This is a genomic window from Mesorhizobium sp. LEGMi-168a (genome assembly GCF_058312955.1).
Genome location: NZ_JBZEGV010000008.1, coordinates 36,772 through 52,288, shown reverse-complemented (window position 1 = coordinate 52,288; position 15,517 = coordinate 36,772). Strand labels below are relative to the sequence as shown.

Genomic DNA, 15,517 nt, shown 5'->3' with positions numbered 1-15,517 from the left:
CAGGCGACGAAGTTTTTCTTCGCGATACCGAAAGATCTTCCCGTTTGCCGGGAAGCGGCTGTCGGCCGACAATAGAGGCGTCACTGAAAACGTGGATGCCTTATGTCCAATCCCATTGTCATTGTCGGCGGCGGCCTTGCCGGGCTGACCGCGGCACGCCGCCTGCACCGCGCGGGCCTCGACGTCCGGCTGATCGAGGCGCGTGACCGGCTCGGAGGCCGGATCCTCTCCGTCGACGCGGCGAGCAATCCTTCGGTGGACGGCTTCGACCTCGGCCCATCCTGGTTCTGGCCCGGTACGCAGCCGGGCCTCGGCGCGCTGGTCGATGAGCTCGGCCTTTCGGTGTTCCCGCAGAACAGCGAGGGCGACATCGTCATCCACCGGATGTCGCGCGAGGAGCCGCAGCGCTATCGACTGGCCGCACATCAGATGCCCCAGTCCATGCGGCTCAAAGGCGGCACCGGAGCGCTGATTGCCGCGCTTGCCGCCGACCTGCCGGCCGACAGCATTCAGCTCGGTGTGCACGTCACTCACATCACCGGTGATGGCCAAGATGTGGAGGTTCGTTTCGCCACGAAGCAGGGCTCGCAAGAAACGATGCGGACCTCGCACGTCATCCTGGCCGTGCCGCCGAGGCTGCTTGAGGCGACGGTGACCTTCACGCCCAGGCTCGATCCGGCAACGGCTGAGCGCTGGCGGGCGACGCCGACCTGGATGGCGCCGCATGCCAAGGTCTTCGCCCTCTATGACAGGCCGTTCTGGCGCGACGCCGGGCTTTCGGGCACGGCACAGAGCATGGCGGGGCCGCTGGTCGAAATCCACGACGCCACGACGGCGTCCGGGCAGGCGGCGCTGTTCGGCTTCCTCGGCGTTCCCGCGGAGCGACGCGCCATCGTCGGAGAGCAGGCGCTGGTTGCCGCATCGATCCAGCAGTTCGTACGCCTGTTCGGGCCGCAGGCGGCCACGCCGAGCGGCACCCTGTTCAAGGACTGGGCCGCGGACCCGCTGACGGCCACCCCTGCGGATCAAATCGGCGGCGGTCCGCCGATCGCCAGCGGCCAGGACTGGATCGACGATACCTGGCGCGACCGCCTGACGCTGGCGGGCAGCGAAACCGCCGAGCGTGAGCCCGGCTACCTCGCCGGCGCGGTCGACGCGGCAGAGCGCGCGGTGTCCTCCCTGCTGGACAAGAGGGCTGCGCCATGAAGGCGACCGTGCGGCGGATGCGGTCGGGCGACGTGAAGTTCCGGATGGTGCTCTCGATGAAGGACACGGCACATGCGCATCAATGACGATTTCTCCCGCCCTACAATCGTTCACGCCGCACGGCAGGATTGGGTGCCGAGCCCGGCGGCGGGCGTCGACCGGCGCATGCTGTTCAGGATCGGCGGCGAGGTGGCGCGCGCCACTTCCATCGTGCGCTACGCGCCTGGCAGCGCCTTTCCGCGGCACACCCATGGCGGCGGCGAGGAGATCGTCGTCCTCGACGGCGTCTTTCAGGACGAGCACGGCGACTATCCCGCCGGCAGCTATTTTCGCAACCCGCCAGGAACCTCGCACGTTCCCGCATCGCGGGATGGCTGCACCATCTTCGTGCGCCTCTGGCAGTTCCGCGCGGGCGATGCCGCGCAGGTCGTCCGTCAGCCCGGAGAAGGCCGCAGCGCCGCACCCCGCACGGGTGCTGTTTCGGCTACGGTGCTGTTCGACGACGGCCATGAAGAGGTCCGCCTGGAAGAGTGGCGAGCGGGCGAGCGGGTCACGGTCGAGAACGGCCGCGGGCTCGAATTCCTCGTTCTTGCGGGAGAGCTTGGCATCAGAGGCGAGCGGCTGGGGCCGCAGAGCTGGGGACGCCTGCCGGCGGGGACGAAGCTAGACGCCAAGGTCGGTTCGCAGGGCACAGGACTCTGGATCAAGGACGCGCCGCTGCTGCACTCTGACGTTCTCTCCCTCCCCGAGTCCTGAATATAGCTGCCGCCGGCCGGCGGCGTGATGCCGGCCAGCCGAGAGGGACGCGATCACACCAGTCTCTGCCCGCCGTCGATGTGGATGGTCTCGCCGGTCAATGCGCCAATGGCTTGTCACATATAACTTCAACGCGAAAAATTGGCGCTCGTGAATTCACGCACCTCGTCAGCGATCCAATTTCTGAATGCGCGGACCTTCGGGTGATCCTGATTGCCTATCCGGTAGACAAGGTCGTATCCCCATTCGACTTCCAGTCTGGCTTGCGGAAACAGCGCCACGAGGCGGCCCGCCGCGAGGTCTTCGGCGACCAAGACGCTGCGCCCAAGCGCCACGCCTTCACCACGGATCGCGGCCTCGATGGACATGCTGCCGAGGCTGTAGCCGGAACCGCGCGTCCTTGGATAAGGCAATTCCATCATCGAGAACCAGCGTTCCCAGGTCGTGTTCATGCCGATCTCGTGGATCAGCTGGCACTTGGACAACTCGCCGGGAGATCGAAGCCCGCCCATGCGGTCGCGATAGTCCGGCGTGCAGACCGGGGAGACCGTTTCGTGCATGATGCGCTCGGCCGCCGCAACCGGATACTGGCCATTTCCATAGCGCAGGGCGACGTCGACGTGACCGTTCGCGAAATCCACCACGGCGTCGGTCACTTCGAGATGGACCTCGAAATCCGGATAGCGCGCCATCAATTTGTGCAGGCGTGATGTCAGCCATTTGCTGGCGAAGGAGACGCCAGAGCTGACGACAAGCCGCGCGTCGTCGTTCTTGCGGCGAATGCTTTCCGCCTCGCGCGTGAGCTCGGAAAGCAGACGGGTGACGGCACTGAAGAAGGAGGCGCCCGCGTCGGTCAGTTCTATCCTGCGGGTCATGCGGCGAAAGAGCTGAACCCCCAGATGGTCTTCCAGCGCCTTGATCTGACGGCTCACCGCGCCGTGGGTCAGATGCAGCTCCTGCGCCGCCAGCGTCATGCTCAGCCGTCTCCCGGTCGCCTCGAAGGCGCGAAGGGTCTGCAGCGGGGGAAGTTGCTCAGGCATATGACTCGTACGCGTGATGAATTCTCACGCATCCTGTGAGGACAAATGGTTTGTCGGCGGTGTTCGACGGCTTGTAGACATGACACAGACGCACACACCTGCCAACCGCATCAAGCGAAGCCGCTCATGACGCAGAACACCAACTCCGCGGTCCTCTCCCCCATCGACATGTCGGCCCGCTCCTTGTCCATGAGGAGCCTCGGCGCAATGCTGCTGCTCGCAATCATGTGGGGTCTTTCGATCCCGTTCACGAAGCTCGGCCTTGAAACGATCCCGCCTTTGACGCTGACCGCCATGCGCTTCCTTGTTGCGGTGCCGCTGTTTCTGACCCTGGCGGCAGGCCGGCTTCGCGTGCCGCGGCAAGCGGTTCCCAGCATTGTCGCGCTCGGCGTGATGGGCATCACCTTGGGCAACGTCGCGCAATCGTTCGGCGTGCAGGGCACGTCGGCCTCCGCCGGCACGATCATTTCGGCGACGATCCCCATTTTCATCGTGATCTTCGCGGCGATCCGACTGAACCAGCCTGTGACGGGCCGGCAATGGTTTGGGCTGCTCGCGGCCTTCGCCGGTATCGCGCTGGTGGCCGTCGGAAGCGGATCGGGAGTCGGCGACCTGTCGAAGACCACCGTCGCCGGCGTCGCCTGGATGCTCGTTTCGGCCGTCGCCATCGCGTTCTATTACATCTGGAGCGCGGAACTCACGAAGAAGTACGGCACCTTGCCGGTGGCCGCATGGAACGCCCTGGCAGGTCTGGTCGCGATCCTGCCGCTGTCCGGTTGGGAGATGGCGCACACGCCCGTGCAGATCACGATGCAGGCAATATGGGTTGTCGTGTATCTCGGCGTCATGGTGACCGTCGCGGGCCTGCTTTTGTGGCTCTATCTTCTGCGCGCCGTCCCGGCCCGGGTCGCGGCGAGCGTCCAGTATATTCAGCCGGTTTTCGGGATCGCCGCCGCCTCGGTCCTCTTTGGCGATCGACTCGGCCTGATGTTCGCGATCGGCGTCGTTCTGATCCTGGGTGGCCTCGCTTTGGCCGTCGCCAACAAGCGGCCCGCCCCCGAAGTGGCGGTGCCGCACGAATAAGGACGTAGAATTTCGAAAACCGTTACCGACGACAGGAATGGCGCCCCTGCAGGTGCCAAGGCTTGGTTTCAGCGGACGAAGAGCCTACGATCCTGTTCGTGAAGATCGTCGGCAATGAAATACTTCGCCGCCCAAGTATCGGTCGTGCCAAGAAACCACCCCGCCTCGATTGCCGCCGAGGACTTGTTTGCCGGCGGCGCCGCCAGCATCGCTTCCTTGTTTTGGCCGGTATTTTTCGCCGCCTCGGTGGCCGTGCTGTCGAGAAAGTTGAAATGATCGACGAGCGCCAATGCCTCGATCGCAAAGCACGCGGCAACATCGGCATCCCGGATCGTCAGCAGGTTGTCGCCATTTTCCTGCTCACCCAGAAGCGACAGGTTCGATGAACCACAGAATACCGTCGGATCGGGTCCATTAAAGCCGCAGACGACAAATTTGTGATGAACTTGATGCCCAAGGCCAATGTTCGGGACCTGGTTGAAGGGTGGCGGCAGGCGGGTCTTCTGTGGCTTGCCGGTGACGAGGACGCCGCCCTTCTTGCCAACCGGGTACAAAGCGATGCCCGCAGGATTGTCGGAAATCCCGTAGCTGAAAACGCTCTGGCTGTCGTGCAGCGCGCTCAACGCGGTATAGATCGGATTGTCGGCGGCGCCCTGCAGCTCCATGACCGCGAACAGCACGCTGCCAAGCTTGTCGGCCTCACCCGCCTCTTTGTTCGCGCGCGCCACAATCTCGACCAGTCCAGAGCGTGCGTCCGCCTCACTGTGAGGCGCGAAGGCGATACTGGTTCTCGGCACCGCGGCGCTCGCGAATGGGTATGCCTTGGTCGCGAGCTTGCTGATCCTAAACGGCCTCGCGGCGACGTCCTGGTCCCAAACGGCCTGAAAAAGTTCCGCATACAATTTGGCGACGTCGGCGTCTTCATAAACGAGCACGTGGTTCGAGTTCACGTAGATGCCGGTGACGGAAAGATTGGTTGAGCCCGTCAGCACGCGAACCGGCTCGCCATTCTTGTAGACCACGATCACCTTGTCGTGCGCGTACCGATCGAAGTTGCCGCGCTTAATGCGCTGCGCGCCGGCGGCATTTGCGAAAAGCTCCGCAAAGCGGTCTTCCGGAGGCTTCTTGGCACTGTGATGCAGTCCCGCGTCGTCAAGAATGACGCGGGCGCGTGGCCCGATCGCCAACAGGAGCGTCAACACATCCGGCTCGCTCAGGTCGTACGCAAAGAGGTCCATCGTGAGCGTAGCGTCGGCGTCGACCGCGCGCAGTATCTCGAAGACCCGGTCGCGCGCGGTAAAGCCCGACCACTCATATTGCTGCGCATATGTGAAGGTCTCTCCGGCTGGATTGGTTCCCGCGATGGTCGACGTGTCAAACTGGAGTGGCGCCTTGGCGGGCTTGAACTTCGTCTTGAGTCCAAAGTGCTCGACGAAGGCTTGGCTCTGAGTGAAGCCACGCGTGAACGCGAGCTTGAGCGATCCCTTCGAGAACGGTTCCACGGCGATGGTAACATCCACCGAAAGATCCGGATCAATCGGGAGAAGATGCTGCTGGCCATCGAAATAGCGCGGCGTGACCGTGTAAATGTAGTCGCCCATTGCCGGCTTGGGCCCTTGATGCTCAAGACCGGGCACATGCACCCATCGAAACTTGTGCAAAGGCGCGTTGATCGTCGAGCGTGCCGGCTCGTCGGGGTCCTGCGCATGATCTTCCGGCTTCCTGAACTGAAGGCGATTCCAAAGATAGTAAGGCTCCTTACCCGGCGGCTTGACCGCGATCGTGAAGCCGGCGAGGCGTTTTCGCGACGCGTCTGTCGTAAGATCGAATGCGAGCAAAGTCTTGGCATCGCCCCTGTAGGCGACGACAGTCATCGCACCCTTAGATTTGCGCACCTTTGTCATGGCTGCCCCCCTTGACCACTTGCCCGCTAACGAGTCCCCAATCGTAATTTGCCATCTAAACTATCTGGCGCTGCGATAACGAAGTTTATCTGATGAATCTCATTGTGTAAATCATACATCAATCCAATAATTACTTCACGATTGTTGGTATTGGGAAGAACCGCTCAAACTGCCCGCCTCGAGGCGCAGAGGCACGATGCGCGCCTTCGCCCGCATGAGGACGCTGCTGGTCGTCCCGCCAGTCAGACCAGCCTCTGTCCGCCATCGATGTGGATAGTCTCGCCGGTCATGAACGCGTTTTGCATCAGATAGAGATAGGCCGGCGCCACGTCCGGCGGCTTGGCGATCCGCCGCGCCGGCAGGCGTGGCGGAACGCCGTGCTGACCCAAGATGCCGGACCGGCTGAAGCGTCGTCGCGCCCTCGCTATTAGCGCGCAAAATTCATGTGGGCTTCACAAATCCGTTGCGACGGTTTCGTAGATGAAAGAGGGGGGCTTTGTTTTGACGCAACTCTCTGGAAAAGGATGGAAAAATGTCCAAGATCCCCGGCAAGATCGAAACCATCGAAAATGCGGAATCCGCTCCCTTTGAGTCGTCCAAGGCTGCCGAGCAGGTTCGCGCCGTCGCCGAGCAGGGTGTTGAGCAGGCGAAGGAAGCTTTTTCGAAATTGCAATCGGACGCGGAAATCACTCAAAAGGCTTTTGAGTCGACCTTTGAGATGGCCAAGACAACTCGCAGCGAGGTGTCCTTGAAGACGATTGCCGCTCTGCGAGCCAATGCCGAAGCCGCCTTCACACACCTCGAAGCACTGGTTGCCGTGAAGTCGCCGTCCGAGTTCTTCGAACTGCAGTCCGCTTTCCTGAACAAGCAGTTCGAAATCTCCATCGAGCAGGCCAAGACCTTGCAGGCCGTGATGTTGAGAGCTACCGAGGACGTTTCCAGGCCGATCAAGGATGCCTTTGAGAAGGCTTTGAAGGAACGTAAGGCCGCCTGATTGCCAAAGTAGTCGAGACCGAAGGTCCTTCGGCCGATAAGGCATCCCAGCGTCGGTCTTCCTATTTGGTCGGACGGCTTATGCTGCCCGACCGCTTCTGGCGTTCCGAGCATGGGAGATGCATCCTCCCCGTGCGCGCTGGATGACGAATGGCCAAAAATATTTCTGGCAGGCGGTGTGCCGCACTGATCCTTGGCGGCCAGTGGCGATGGTTCTGATGCCGCCTCAACGCCAGAAGCGCCTCGTGTCGACAAAGGCGCGGTGCGCTTCCGCTGCGTCATCGAGAAGCTTGGACTTGTCTTCGGCGCTGAAGAGATCCTCCGCCCCAGCCACGTCCGAAAGCTCCAGTGCTGCCAGCGTATCGGGGGCGGTGGCGATATCGTTGAGGCTGCCGAGCTGATCCTGCAGGCCCTTCATCGCCTCGATGAATCGCCGATAGCGTTTGACTTCCGCCTTGCTGCTGTAAAGCGGTTCGAAGAACTCCGCTGCGTAGCGCAGTTTCTTTGCGGCGATGCGCACTTTATGGCGGGTCTCGTCGTCGGCATCGATGAGGCTGTTGCCGCCCTTCGCCACCTTTTTCCAAAGTTTATCAAATACACCCGAGGCGAAATCCGTTGACGGCTGCTCGTACATTTCCTCCGATTGGGTTCGCCAGTCCCCGATGGAAATCCACTCGGCGGCGTCGATCATCAACGAGCGGGCGCGCGTCGAGGAGAGCGATGCTTCGACCGCCACATAGGCGTCGTCGCGCGCGTCTTGAAGACGGCTTGAAAGAGCCTCGCTCGAAGCGCGGTCGATCATCACGTCAATATTGCGCGCATCGCCAAATTCCGAGGTGAGCCATTTGAATTCTTCTCGCAGGTGGTCGAAACGGCTGTCGTCGAACAGGGACTTGCAGATCGAAAATAGGGAGCGCAGCCGTCGCAGCGACACGCGAGCCTGGTGCAGGGCCTCGGCATCGCGGGACCAGCCCAGCGCCGTTTCATTGAGGCGAAACTGTTTGAGGCAGGCCGCGGCGATGCGCGCGAAAGCTGTTGCCGCGCTCATTTCGGACGAGAGCAGGGTCGAAGCCGCTTTCACAGCACCAGGCGCCGATCCAAGCAGACGGTAGCCCCGTTCCGCTTTGCTCAGCACGCCGAGATGCGCAGGCGTGATCAGGTCGACCTTCCGGGCGAGCGCAAAAAGCGCTGTCTGCGAGCCGGCCTTTTTTTCAAACTCGATCTCGCAGACCGGCGACTCGCGATCGGCGGCAACGACCTTGCCAAGATCCAAAGCGACTTCGACCGTGGCGTCGCCGTCCGTCACATTCCAACGGTGCCGTTTGACATGAACCTCGAACAAGGGCGCCAGCTTTGGGCCAGCCCCGGCAAGCAGGTCTCGGATCTGCGGATCGTCGAGCATCGGTATGTCGCCGGCGACCGGTTGCTCCCATTCCTCGCGTGCGAACGATCCGGCCGCGGCGTCATCGCTGGCTTTGACGGTTTGAATCCGTTCATTTCCCGATTGCCGAATGCGAAGCGACAGGCCGCGCTTGGACAGGTCCCATCCCGGGGTGTCGAAATAGATCGATCTTTGCTGGAGAATGATGGGTGAGGCTCCGAACGGATTTTTCTTCAGGAGTGACCCCGCACCCGACCGCGACAGCTCGAGCTTCAGTTCCGTTTCCTGCATGATGGCCTCGGCACAGCACCGCTTCACAGCAGTCGGAGCGACCATCCGCATGGTGCGTCATATGACTGTCACAAACAACCGCCCGCCTCAACCAAGCAGCCGGACCTCAAGCCTGCGAACGACAATGATCGAACCGGAACCAACACTTCTCAGTCCTCGTTCATCCGATGGTGCAAGACAAGGACACAGAGATGGCTACCAAAGAAAAGAAAGAAAAGAAGGAGGCGAGCCGCGTGGTCAAGGGGCAGGAGCTGGAGGTGGAGCACCTGACGGAAATTGCTGACGTCTCGCCGAAACAGGCGCGCGCTTTGTTGCGTAAGCATGGTGCCGACTGGACGAAGCTCAGGGACGAAGCCGAAGACTTGAAGGAAGGCTGAAATTCCCGGCACGGTGTCCAGCCGATAGATGGGTAACACTTTGAACCGGATACATGGGTTACAGTTTTCCCCCTGAGTTTGTGTCCGCCGCGGCGCCATCTGGTCGGGGTTGGATGGGGCTGCGGCGGACCAGTTTCTTGTGTCTGCCGTCGATGATGCCGAGCGGGTGGGCATAGAAGCGGAGCGCCCATTGCCCGTCCTCGGTCTCGGTCGCGGCGACCGCTTCGCCGGCCAGCGTCTTCGAGACATAGATGAAGTCGCCGTTCCACCTGATCTCGCCATTTTGCCGCACGCGCCGCACCGCCGCTTCGGCCGGATAGTCCGGCTCGGGCGTCGTCTTTGGCATGGCGCGGGTCGAAGGACGGTAATGCTGTGCCGGGGTGTCCATGCCCAGCGCCTCATGCGGGCGCTGCTCGTTGTACTCACGACGGAAGGCCTCGAAAGCCCTGGCCTGGGCCGCCCTGTCGGCCTCCGGCGCCTTGGCCAGCGGCAGCATGGTCAGGTGGAAGCGCTCATGGCATCCGTTCTGCTGCGGCTTGCCCGGCTGGATGCGCTCCAGGACGATGCCGAGCTTGATGAAGCGCACCGCAAGCGGCGTCAGTCCACTGATGCCGGCCGACGCAAACGGCGAGCCATTGTCACTTCTGAACCGATCCGGCAGGCCATTCTCCTCGAATGTCCGCTCAAACACCGGCCAGGCTTCCTTCTCGCAGCTCGAGCCGGTCGCCGCGAGCGCCAACAGGTAGCGGCACGACCCATCCATCACCGTCAGCGGCTCGCAGCGCCAGCCATCGCCGGTCCGGAACCAGCCCTTGTGGTCTCCCGTCCACAGCGCATTCGGTCCCTCAGGCTCCGGCCATGGACCGTTGCCCGCCGCCTTCCAGCGCGCGCGCCGGCCTCCCACAAGGCCGTGCCGCTTCAGGATGTCACCGGCCGTCGAGACCGCCGGCCAACTCCATGAAGGCTCGGCCCGCTTCAGCCGCGCCATGATCTTCTTCGGCCCCCATAGCGGATGCGCCTCCTTCTCCGCCACGATCCGCTCCACCAGCTCCGCTGCCGTCGCCCGGCCATGATTGAGCGGCGCCCGCGGCCGGTCGTGCAGGCCTTCCGGGCCGAGCTCGCGGTAGCGGCCAAGCCATTTGTAGCCGGTCTTGCGCGAGATCTCGAAGGCCGCGCAAAGCTGCGTCATCGTCTCCTCGCCAGAAAGGCATTCCACCACAAAACGAAGCCGCTCATCCATGATGCCAGTCTCTCGCCAAACCATCGCCGGTCCTCCCGGCTAACGAGAAAACTGTCACCCATCCAATCGGTCCATTCCGTTACCTATCTATCCGGTTCGGACAACGGCTTCTTCTCTCCGTCTCTATTGCGGAGCGGCACTGCCCGATCACTGGTTAACGTCTTCCGGCGAAGGCCGATGTCGGGCACGAGGCAGCCGGCCGGCAGATCTCGACAAGCTGCGTGGCCAGCCAAAATCGGACTTCAAGTCTCCCTGTTTTGTCCCATCAGACCAACCTCTGCCCGCCATCGATATGGATCGTCTCGCCGGTCATGAATTCGCTCTGCATCAGATAGAGATAGGCCGGCGCCACGTCGGCCGGGGTCGCGATACGCTTCGCCGGAATGCTGGCGCCCATCTGGTCGAAATAACCTCCCTTGGCCGCGCCGACGATCTCGTCCCACATCTCGGTGTCGACCCAGCCGGGCGAGACGATGTTGACGCGCGTCGGGGCAAGCTCGAGCGCCAGCGCGCGGGCGAAATAGGTGAAGGAGCCGGCGATCGCCGCGACGACCGAGCCGCCGGGGACCGGCGGCCGATCCTTGTTGATGCCGGAGGTGAAGGTCATCGAGCCGCCGGCCTTCAGCGTGCGCACCGCGTGCTTGGCCAGCACCACCGCGCCGATCAGCTTGCTGTCGACGAACTGGCGCACGAAATCCATGTCGGTCTCGCCGATCGGATAATTGGGCGGCGGCGTGCCGGCGGTCGCGACCAGATGATCGAAGGCGCCGACCTCCTCGAACAGGCGAACGACATCTGTCTCGTTGGCCATGTCCGCGGCAACGCTTTTCACCCGCCCTGCCCCCGTGAGCTTTTTCCCGGCGGCTTTCAGCTTCTCCGCCGAGCGCCCGACGATCGTAACTTCCGCGCCGCTTTCGAGCGCGGCCGCCGCCACGCCGAAACCGATGCCGGAGCTGCCTCCGACGACAATGATCTTGCTTCCCGCGAGCCTAGCCATGGGTGTCCTCCGTCTTCCAGCAATGGGTTGAAAATTACGCGCGGCCGGCGTGGGCCGCTTCGAGATCGGCGAGGATGATCTTGCTCATCCTGTACATCGCCTGCCGCGCCCGGTCCGCCTTCTCGCGGTCCGGGTCGCTCATCAGGCGCAACGCCGGCTCAGGGATGACCTGCCAGTAGACGCCGAACTTGTCCGTCAGCCAGCCGCAGGGCTTTTCCGAGCCGCCGCCTGCCGTCAGCGCGTTCCAGTAATAGTCGGTCTCGGCCTGGTCCTTCGTCTCGATGTAGAGCGAGATCCTTTCGTTGAAGGGCGGCATCGAGCCGGCGTTGAGCGCGGTGAAGCGCTGGCCTTCGAGCTCGAAGTCGAAGATCGAGTGCGGAACCGTTTTGTTGGTGCCGCCGACGAAATCGGTGAACTCGATCGACCCGAGCGCGCGGCCGTTCCTGAACACCGACAGATAGAAGTCTCGCGCCTCTTCGGCGTTGAGGTTGAACCAGAGGAAGGGGTGGATGGTAGCCATGGCGTCCTCGTTGAGCTTTGATCACAAATCCTGTGAGGATTTTTGGCCAGAAAACGCATTATGGACAAACCAAAATTTGGCAAGTATTTGTTACCAAAGCTCACAAATAGCTTTTCGCCATGACCCGCAGACTGCCGCCTTTGAACGCATTGCCGGCCTTCGAGGCCGCCGCCCGGCATCTGAATTTCTCCAGGGCAGCGGACGAGCTCAACGTCACGCATGGCGCCATCAGCCGGGCGATCAAGCATCTCGAGGACCAGCTCGGCGTGCAGCTTTTCGAGCGCGCGACGCGCTCGGTGCGGCTCACTCCTGTCGGCGAGCCCTATGCGCGGGCGGTGCGCGAGGCGCTCGACCAGCTCGCGGTGGCGACACAGACGGCGACCTCCCGCCTCTCGGACGCGACTTTGAATGTCAGCACGTCCGACGGGTTTGCCGGGAAATGGCTGGTGCCCAGGCTCTACCGCTTCCACCGCGCGCATGGCGACATCGACGTACGCGTCTCGACGACCGGCAAGCTCACCAATTTTCGCGGCGACGGCATCGACGTCGCCATCCGCTACGGCGCCGGGAACTATCATGGACTGACCTCGGAGTTTCTGACCGGCGAGGAGGTGTTTCCCGTCTGCAGCCCGAAGCTGCTGGAGGGGCCGCACCCGCTCAAGACCCCCGAGGACCTCAAGCATCACACACTGATCCGCGACGGCTACCGCATCGACTGGGCGGCCTGGCTGGCGAGTGCCGGCGTGGAAGGCGTCGACCCGAACAGCGGGCTCACCTTCGATTCCGCCACCTTCGCGGTGGAATCCGCCGTGCAGGGCGAAGGCGTCGTGCTCGGCCGCACCATGCTCGTTTCAGCTGACCTCGCCACCGGCAGGCTGGTCCGGCCTTTCGACCATGCGCTGAAAGCCGTCTCCAGTTTCTACCTCGTCTACCCGCCGGAGGCGATCCGCCAGCGCAAGGTGAAGGCGTTTCGAGACTGGTTGTTTTCGGAGATCGAGCCGGGCTGACGGCGAACGCGGCCGCCATCAATGCCATGTTCCAGCGCGACGGCTACTTCACCTTGACGACGACTTTGCCTTTCGCGCGTCCCGCCTGGACGAAGGCCAATGCCTCGTTGGTTTCCTCGAACGGGAAGATCCGATCGATCACGGGGTGGATCGTTCCGGATTCGATAAGGCGCGTGATCCTGCCCAGCTGATCGCCCTGCGCCCACATGAACAGAAACGAATATTCGACGCCGGCGCGTTCGGCCTTCTTGCGGATGCCGCGGCTCAAGGCGAGCATCACCAGCTTGAGCACCATGTTCAAGCCTTGCTTCCGGGCAAATTCGGCGTCTGGCGGACCGGAGATGGAGATGAGCTTGCCACCGGCTTTCAGCACGCCCAGGGATTTTTCAAGCGTTTTGGCATCCTGGCTGTTCACGACGACATCATAACCTTTGAGCAGGTTCTCGAAGTTGTCTTTCCGGTAGTCGACCACGATGTCAGCGCCGAGGCTCTTGACCATATCCTCGCTCGACGCGCCTGCTGTTGTCGCAACCGTTGCGCCGAGGTGCTTCGCCAGTTGGATGGCGAATGTGCCCACCCCGCCGGACCCGGCCTGGATGAAGACTTTCTGGCCCTTCCTTAGATTGGCCCTTTCGACCAGCACCTGCCACGCGGTCAAGCCAACGAGTGGTATCGAGGCGGCTTCCTCCATGCTGAGATTCTTCGGCTTCAACGCCAAGTCAGCCTCATTGATCACGATGAACTCGGCGAATGTCCCAATTCGGCCGTCGCGCGGCCGTGCATAGACCTCGTCGCCGGGTTTGAACTTGCGGACTTTCGATCCGGTCCGGACGACGACCCCGGCAACGTCGTGCCCCAGGATGAAGGGCGGGCGATAGCGCAGGAAGGGTTTGAACTCGCCGTCCCGGATTTTGGCATCCAGAAGGTTCACGCCGGCCGCATGGATTTCGACCAGGACATCGTCGTCCCGCAGGCCGGGCATCGGCATGTCGGCAAGCCGCAGAGCGGCCTTCTTTCCATATTTGTCGACAACAAAGGCTTTCATCATGCTTACTTTCTGAAATGGCTCTTGATGCCCGGCCGAGCCACTCGGTCGGGTGCTGAATGTGCCGTGCCGCCTGGCTGTTCAGACCGGCAGGCGGAACTGCTTGCGCAAGGCCTTGTCGAACACTTCGGCAGGCACAAAGCGGCGCAGCAGGCTCACCTGCCGCGCGGCTTTGCCGGCCGTGTAGCGTCGTCGCGGATGCTTGTCGGTCGCCGCCTTGAGGACGACCTTCGCCACGACTTCCGGAGGGTCGGCTTTGGGCATCACATCACGCAGGAGCGCGTCGACGCCGGCTCTGGCCCGATCGTATTCCTTCATCGTCAAATCTGGCTCGATGCCGTTCTGGTCGAAGACCGTGCGGACGAATGCCGGTTCGATGACCGAGACACGGATGTTGAAGGCACGGACTTCGTGGTCGAGCGATTCCGAATAGCCCGAGACAGCGTGCTTGGCGGCCGAGTAGTGGGCGGCATACGGCGCGGGGATGACCCCCAGGATCGAGCCGATGTTGATGATGCGCCCTCCACCTTGTCGCCGCATCGCCGGCAACACAGCGTTTGTCACCCGCACGACCCCGAACAGGTTTACGTCGAACAGGGCTTGAACCTGCTCGACCGACGACTCCTCTGCGCCCGCCTGCAGCCCGATACCGGCATTGTTGACCAGCAGGTCGATCCGGCCGGTTTTTGCAAACACGGTTGAAACAAGCGCTTTGACGGACTCACCATCAGTCACATCGCAGGCCAACATGGTTACCTGGCCTGGGCCGGTGCTGGGCGCTCGACGGCTTGTTCCGAAGACGGTGTATCCCGCGCGGGCCAGTGCATCGGCGCTGGCGCGACCGATGCCCGACGAGGCGCCGGTCACGATAGCGGTCTTTCCAGAATGTGCGTTCACTTGATGTTCCAACTCGGCTAGCTTTCTTCCGCTAATTGGATTATGATCATACTATCATAGTACGATCATAATGCAATACCAAGTCTGAAAGGAGAAATCATGCGCTACGAAAAGGGCCGCAAAGACGCATCCCGCAGCCGGATCATGGAGGTTGCCGTCGATCGTTTTCGGAGTGACGGCATCGCCGCGTCCGGACTCGCAAGCATCATGAGCGACGCAGGGCTGACGAACGGGGCGTTCTATCCGCACTTTCAATCCAAGGCGGCGCTTGTGCGGGAATGTGTGGCGGCGGCTCTGGAGGGGCAGTCAGGCCAGATTGCGGAGGCCTTGGCCTCCGGTGGCCTGACGACGGCCATCGATGCGTATCTGTCGGCCGTTCATCGGGACAATCCGGAGAAGGGCTGCACCTCAGCCGCGCTTTTGCCGGAAATCGCGCGCGAGCCACATGAAACGCGGCAACTCTACACCGAGCGCTTCATGGCTCTGGTGCGCCAGGTGTCGGCGGCTATTCCGCCGCGGACCAAGGATCCGGAGGGCGTTGCGCTCGGCATTTTTGCGACCCTGATCGGCGCCCTGCAACTGGCCCGCGCCGTGGACGGCACCGAATTGTCGGATCGCATTCTCGCGGCGGGAGCAGACGCGGCGCGGACGATGATCCAATCGCATTGAAACGCGAGGTAGACGATCGGAATCCAGACGGATCGTTCCGCCGGGGCTCGAACGTCACGTCGAAGGCGATCGGCCATGCAGGGCGAGGGCGTGGTGCTTGGCCGGACGCTG

At 62.6% G+C, this 15,517-nt stretch carries 16 protein-coding genes; 7 read left to right on the top strand and 9 right to left on the bottom strand.

The features are described 5' to 3' along the window. Positions 1–102 precede the first annotated feature (102 nt). Both AC4FWB_RS13440 and AC4FWB_RS13435 read left to right on the top strand, forming a co-directional pair. Positions 103–1,206: a flavin monoamine oxidase family protein gene (locus AC4FWB_RS13440; RefSeq protein ID WP_491026564.1), complete on the top strand. Its 1,104-nt coding sequence runs from the start codon at positions 103–105 to the stop codon at positions 1,204–1,206. 72 nt (positions 1,207–1,278) lie between these two features. Then, complete coding sequence (locus tag AC4FWB_RS13435) at positions 1,279–1,962, top strand: cupin domain-containing protein (protein ID WP_491026563.1); 684 nt, start codon at positions 1,279–1,281, stop codon at positions 1,960–1,962. A gap of 128 nt (positions 1,963–2,090) precedes the next feature. Here the strand turns inward: AC4FWB_RS13435 and gcvA are convergent, their stop codons facing one another. Then, on the bottom strand, positions 2,091–3,002 hold the full coding sequence (gene gcvA, locus AC4FWB_RS13430) for a transcriptional regulator GcvA (protein WP_491026562.1): 912 nt from the start codon (positions 3,000–3,002) through the stop codon (positions 2,091–2,093). Positions 3,003–3,209: 207 nt separating this feature from the next. Here gcvA and AC4FWB_RS13425 point away from each other — a divergent pair, with 207 nt between their 5' ends. Then, positions 3,210–4,085: a DMT family transporter gene (locus tag AC4FWB_RS13425; RefSeq protein WP_491026783.1), complete on the top strand. Its 876-nt coding sequence runs from the start codon at positions 3,210–3,212 to the stop codon at positions 4,083–4,085. A gap of 68 nt (positions 4,086–4,153) precedes the next feature. On the opposite strand, the gene AC4FWB_RS13420 is transcribed toward AC4FWB_RS13425, so the two are convergent. Next, a complete protein-coding gene (locus AC4FWB_RS13420) occupies positions 4,154–5,989 on the bottom strand; it encodes a phospholipase D-like domain-containing protein (protein WP_491026561.1) in 1,836 nt (611 codons plus the stop codon). Between the two features lie 242 nt (positions 5,990–6,231). Then, complete coding sequence (locus AC4FWB_RS13415) at positions 6,232–6,378, bottom strand: hypothetical protein (protein ID WP_491026560.1); 147 nt, start codon at positions 6,376–6,378, stop codon at positions 6,232–6,234. A gap of 143 nt (positions 6,379–6,521) precedes the next feature. Between AC4FWB_RS13415 and AC4FWB_RS13410 the strand changes: the two genes are divergently transcribed. Beyond that, the gene (locus AC4FWB_RS13410; RefSeq protein WP_491026559.1) at positions 6,522–6,983 is read left to right on the top strand and encodes a phasin; all 462 of its coding nucleotides are present in this window, start codon (positions 6,522–6,524) and stop codon (positions 6,981–6,983) included. Positions 6,984–7,208: 225 nt separating this feature from the next. Here the strand turns inward: AC4FWB_RS13410 and AC4FWB_RS13405 are convergent, their stop codons facing one another. Beyond that, positions 7,209–8,654, bottom strand: a complete 1,446-nt coding sequence (locus AC4FWB_RS13405; RefSeq protein ID WP_491026557.1) for a CYTH and CHAD domain-containing protein — start codon at positions 8,652–8,654, stop codon at positions 7,209–7,211. A gap of 191 nt (positions 8,655–8,845) precedes the next feature. On the opposite strand from AC4FWB_RS13405, the gene AC4FWB_RS13400 reads away from it, so the two are divergent. Further along, complete coding sequence (locus tag AC4FWB_RS13400) at positions 8,846–9,031, top strand: hypothetical protein (RefSeq protein WP_491026556.1); 186 nt, start codon at positions 8,846–8,848, stop codon at positions 9,029–9,031. 58 nt (positions 9,032–9,089) lie between these two features. Here AC4FWB_RS13400 and AC4FWB_RS13395 read toward each other — a convergent pair whose 3' ends face one another. The 3 genes from AC4FWB_RS13395 to AC4FWB_RS13385 all read right to left on the bottom strand — a co-directional run bounded on the left by AC4FWB_RS13395 (position 9,090) and on the right by AC4FWB_RS13385 (position 11,788). Next, positions 9,090–10,295 (bottom strand): integrase core domain-containing protein, encoded by a 1,206-nt coding sequence (locus tag AC4FWB_RS13395; RefSeq protein ID WP_491026555.1) that lies wholly within the window; start codon positions 10,293–10,295, stop codon positions 9,090–9,092. A gap of 241 nt (positions 10,296–10,536) precedes the next feature. Next, positions 10,537–11,268 (bottom strand): SDR family oxidoreductase, encoded by a 732-nt coding sequence (locus AC4FWB_RS13390; protein ID WP_491026554.1) that lies wholly within the window; start codon positions 11,266–11,268, stop codon positions 10,537–10,539. Between the two features lie 34 nt (positions 11,269–11,302). After that, a complete protein-coding gene (locus AC4FWB_RS13385) occupies positions 11,303–11,788 on the bottom strand; it encodes a VOC family protein (protein ID WP_491026553.1) in 486 nt (161 codons plus the stop codon). A gap of 119 nt (positions 11,789–11,907) precedes the next feature. Between AC4FWB_RS13385 and AC4FWB_RS13380 the strand changes: the two genes are divergently transcribed. After that, entirely contained in the window at positions 11,908–12,795 is an 888-nt protein-coding gene (locus tag AC4FWB_RS13380; RefSeq protein ID WP_491026551.1) for a transcriptional regulator GcvA, read from the top strand. Positions 12,796–12,838: 43 nt separating this feature from the next. On the opposite strand, the gene AC4FWB_RS13375 is transcribed toward AC4FWB_RS13380, so the two are convergent. Beyond that, positions 12,839–13,840: an NADP-dependent oxidoreductase gene (locus AC4FWB_RS13375; protein ID WP_491026782.1), complete on the bottom strand. Its 1,002-nt coding sequence runs from the start codon at positions 13,838–13,840 to the stop codon at positions 12,839–12,841. Positions 13,841–13,921: 81 nt separating this feature from the next. Further along, on the bottom strand, positions 13,922–14,737 hold the full coding sequence (locus AC4FWB_RS13370) for an oxidoreductase (RefSeq protein WP_491026549.1): 816 nt from the start codon (positions 14,735–14,737) through the stop codon (positions 13,922–13,924). Positions 14,738–14,836: 99 nt separating this feature from the next. On the opposite strand from AC4FWB_RS13370, the gene AC4FWB_RS13365 reads away from it, so the two are divergent. Beyond that, positions 14,837–15,406: a TetR/AcrR family transcriptional regulator gene (locus AC4FWB_RS13365; protein ID WP_491026547.1), complete on the top strand. Its 570-nt coding sequence runs from the start codon at positions 14,837–14,839 to the stop codon at positions 15,404–15,406. The last annotated feature ends 111 nt before the right edge of the window (positions 15,407–15,517 follow it).

What these genes read in the sequence shown, in the direction of transcription:
- AC4FWB_RS13385 (WP_491026553.1), bottom strand. Translation starts at nt 11,788, where the DNA reads ATGGCTACCATCCACCCCTTCCTCTGGTTCAACCTCAACGCCGAAGAG.
- AC4FWB_RS13380 (WP_491026551.1), top strand. Translation starts at nt 11,908, where the DNA reads ATGACCCGCAGACTGCCGCCTTTGAACGCATTGCCGGCCTTCGAGGCC.
- AC4FWB_RS13440 (WP_491026564.1), top strand. Translation starts at nt 103, where the DNA reads ATGTCCAATCCCATTGTCATTGTCGGCGGCGGCCTTGCCGGGCTGACC.
- AC4FWB_RS13410 (WP_491026559.1), top strand. Translation starts at nt 6,522, where the DNA reads ATGTCCAAGATCCCCGGCAAGATCGAAACCATCGAAAATGCGGAATCC.
- AC4FWB_RS13365 (WP_491026547.1), top strand. Translation starts at nt 14,837, where the DNA reads ATGCGCTACGAAAAGGGCCGCAAAGACGCATCCCGCAGCCGGATCATG.
- AC4FWB_RS13405 (WP_491026557.1), bottom strand. Translation starts at nt 8,654, where the DNA reads ATGCAGGAAACGGAACTGAAGCTCGAGCTGTCGCGGTCGGGTGCGGGG.
- AC4FWB_RS13400 (WP_491026556.1), top strand. Translation starts at nt 8,846, where the DNA reads ATGGCTACCAAAGAAAAGAAAGAAAAGAAGGAGGCGAGCCGCGTGGTC.
- AC4FWB_RS13390 (WP_491026554.1), bottom strand. Translation starts at nt 11,268, where the DNA reads ATGGCTAGGCTCGCGGGAAGCAAGATCATTGTCGTCGGAGGCAGCTCC.
- AC4FWB_RS13425 (WP_491026783.1), top strand. Translation starts at nt 3,210, where the DNA reads ATGCTGCTGCTCGCAATCATGTGGGGTCTTTCGATCCCGTTCACGAAG.
- AC4FWB_RS13375 (WP_491026782.1), bottom strand. Translation starts at nt 13,840, where the DNA reads ATGAAAGCCTTTGTTGTCGACAAATATGGAAAGAAGGCCGCTCTGCGG.
- gcvA (WP_491026562.1), bottom strand. Translation starts at nt 3,002, where the DNA reads ATGCCTGAGCAACTTCCCCCGCTGCAGACCCTTCGCGCCTTCGAGGCG.
- AC4FWB_RS13435 (WP_491026563.1), top strand. Translation starts at nt 1,279, where the DNA reads ATGCGCATCAATGACGATTTCTCCCGCCCTACAATCGTTCACGCCGCA.
- AC4FWB_RS13395 (WP_491026555.1), bottom strand. Translation starts at nt 10,295, where the DNA reads ATGGTTTGGCGAGAGACTGGCATCATGGATGAGCGGCTTCGTTTTGTG.
- AC4FWB_RS13420 (WP_491026561.1), bottom strand. Translation starts at nt 5,989, where the DNA reads ATGACAAAGGTGCGCAAATCTAAGGGTGCGATGACTGTCGTCGCCTAC.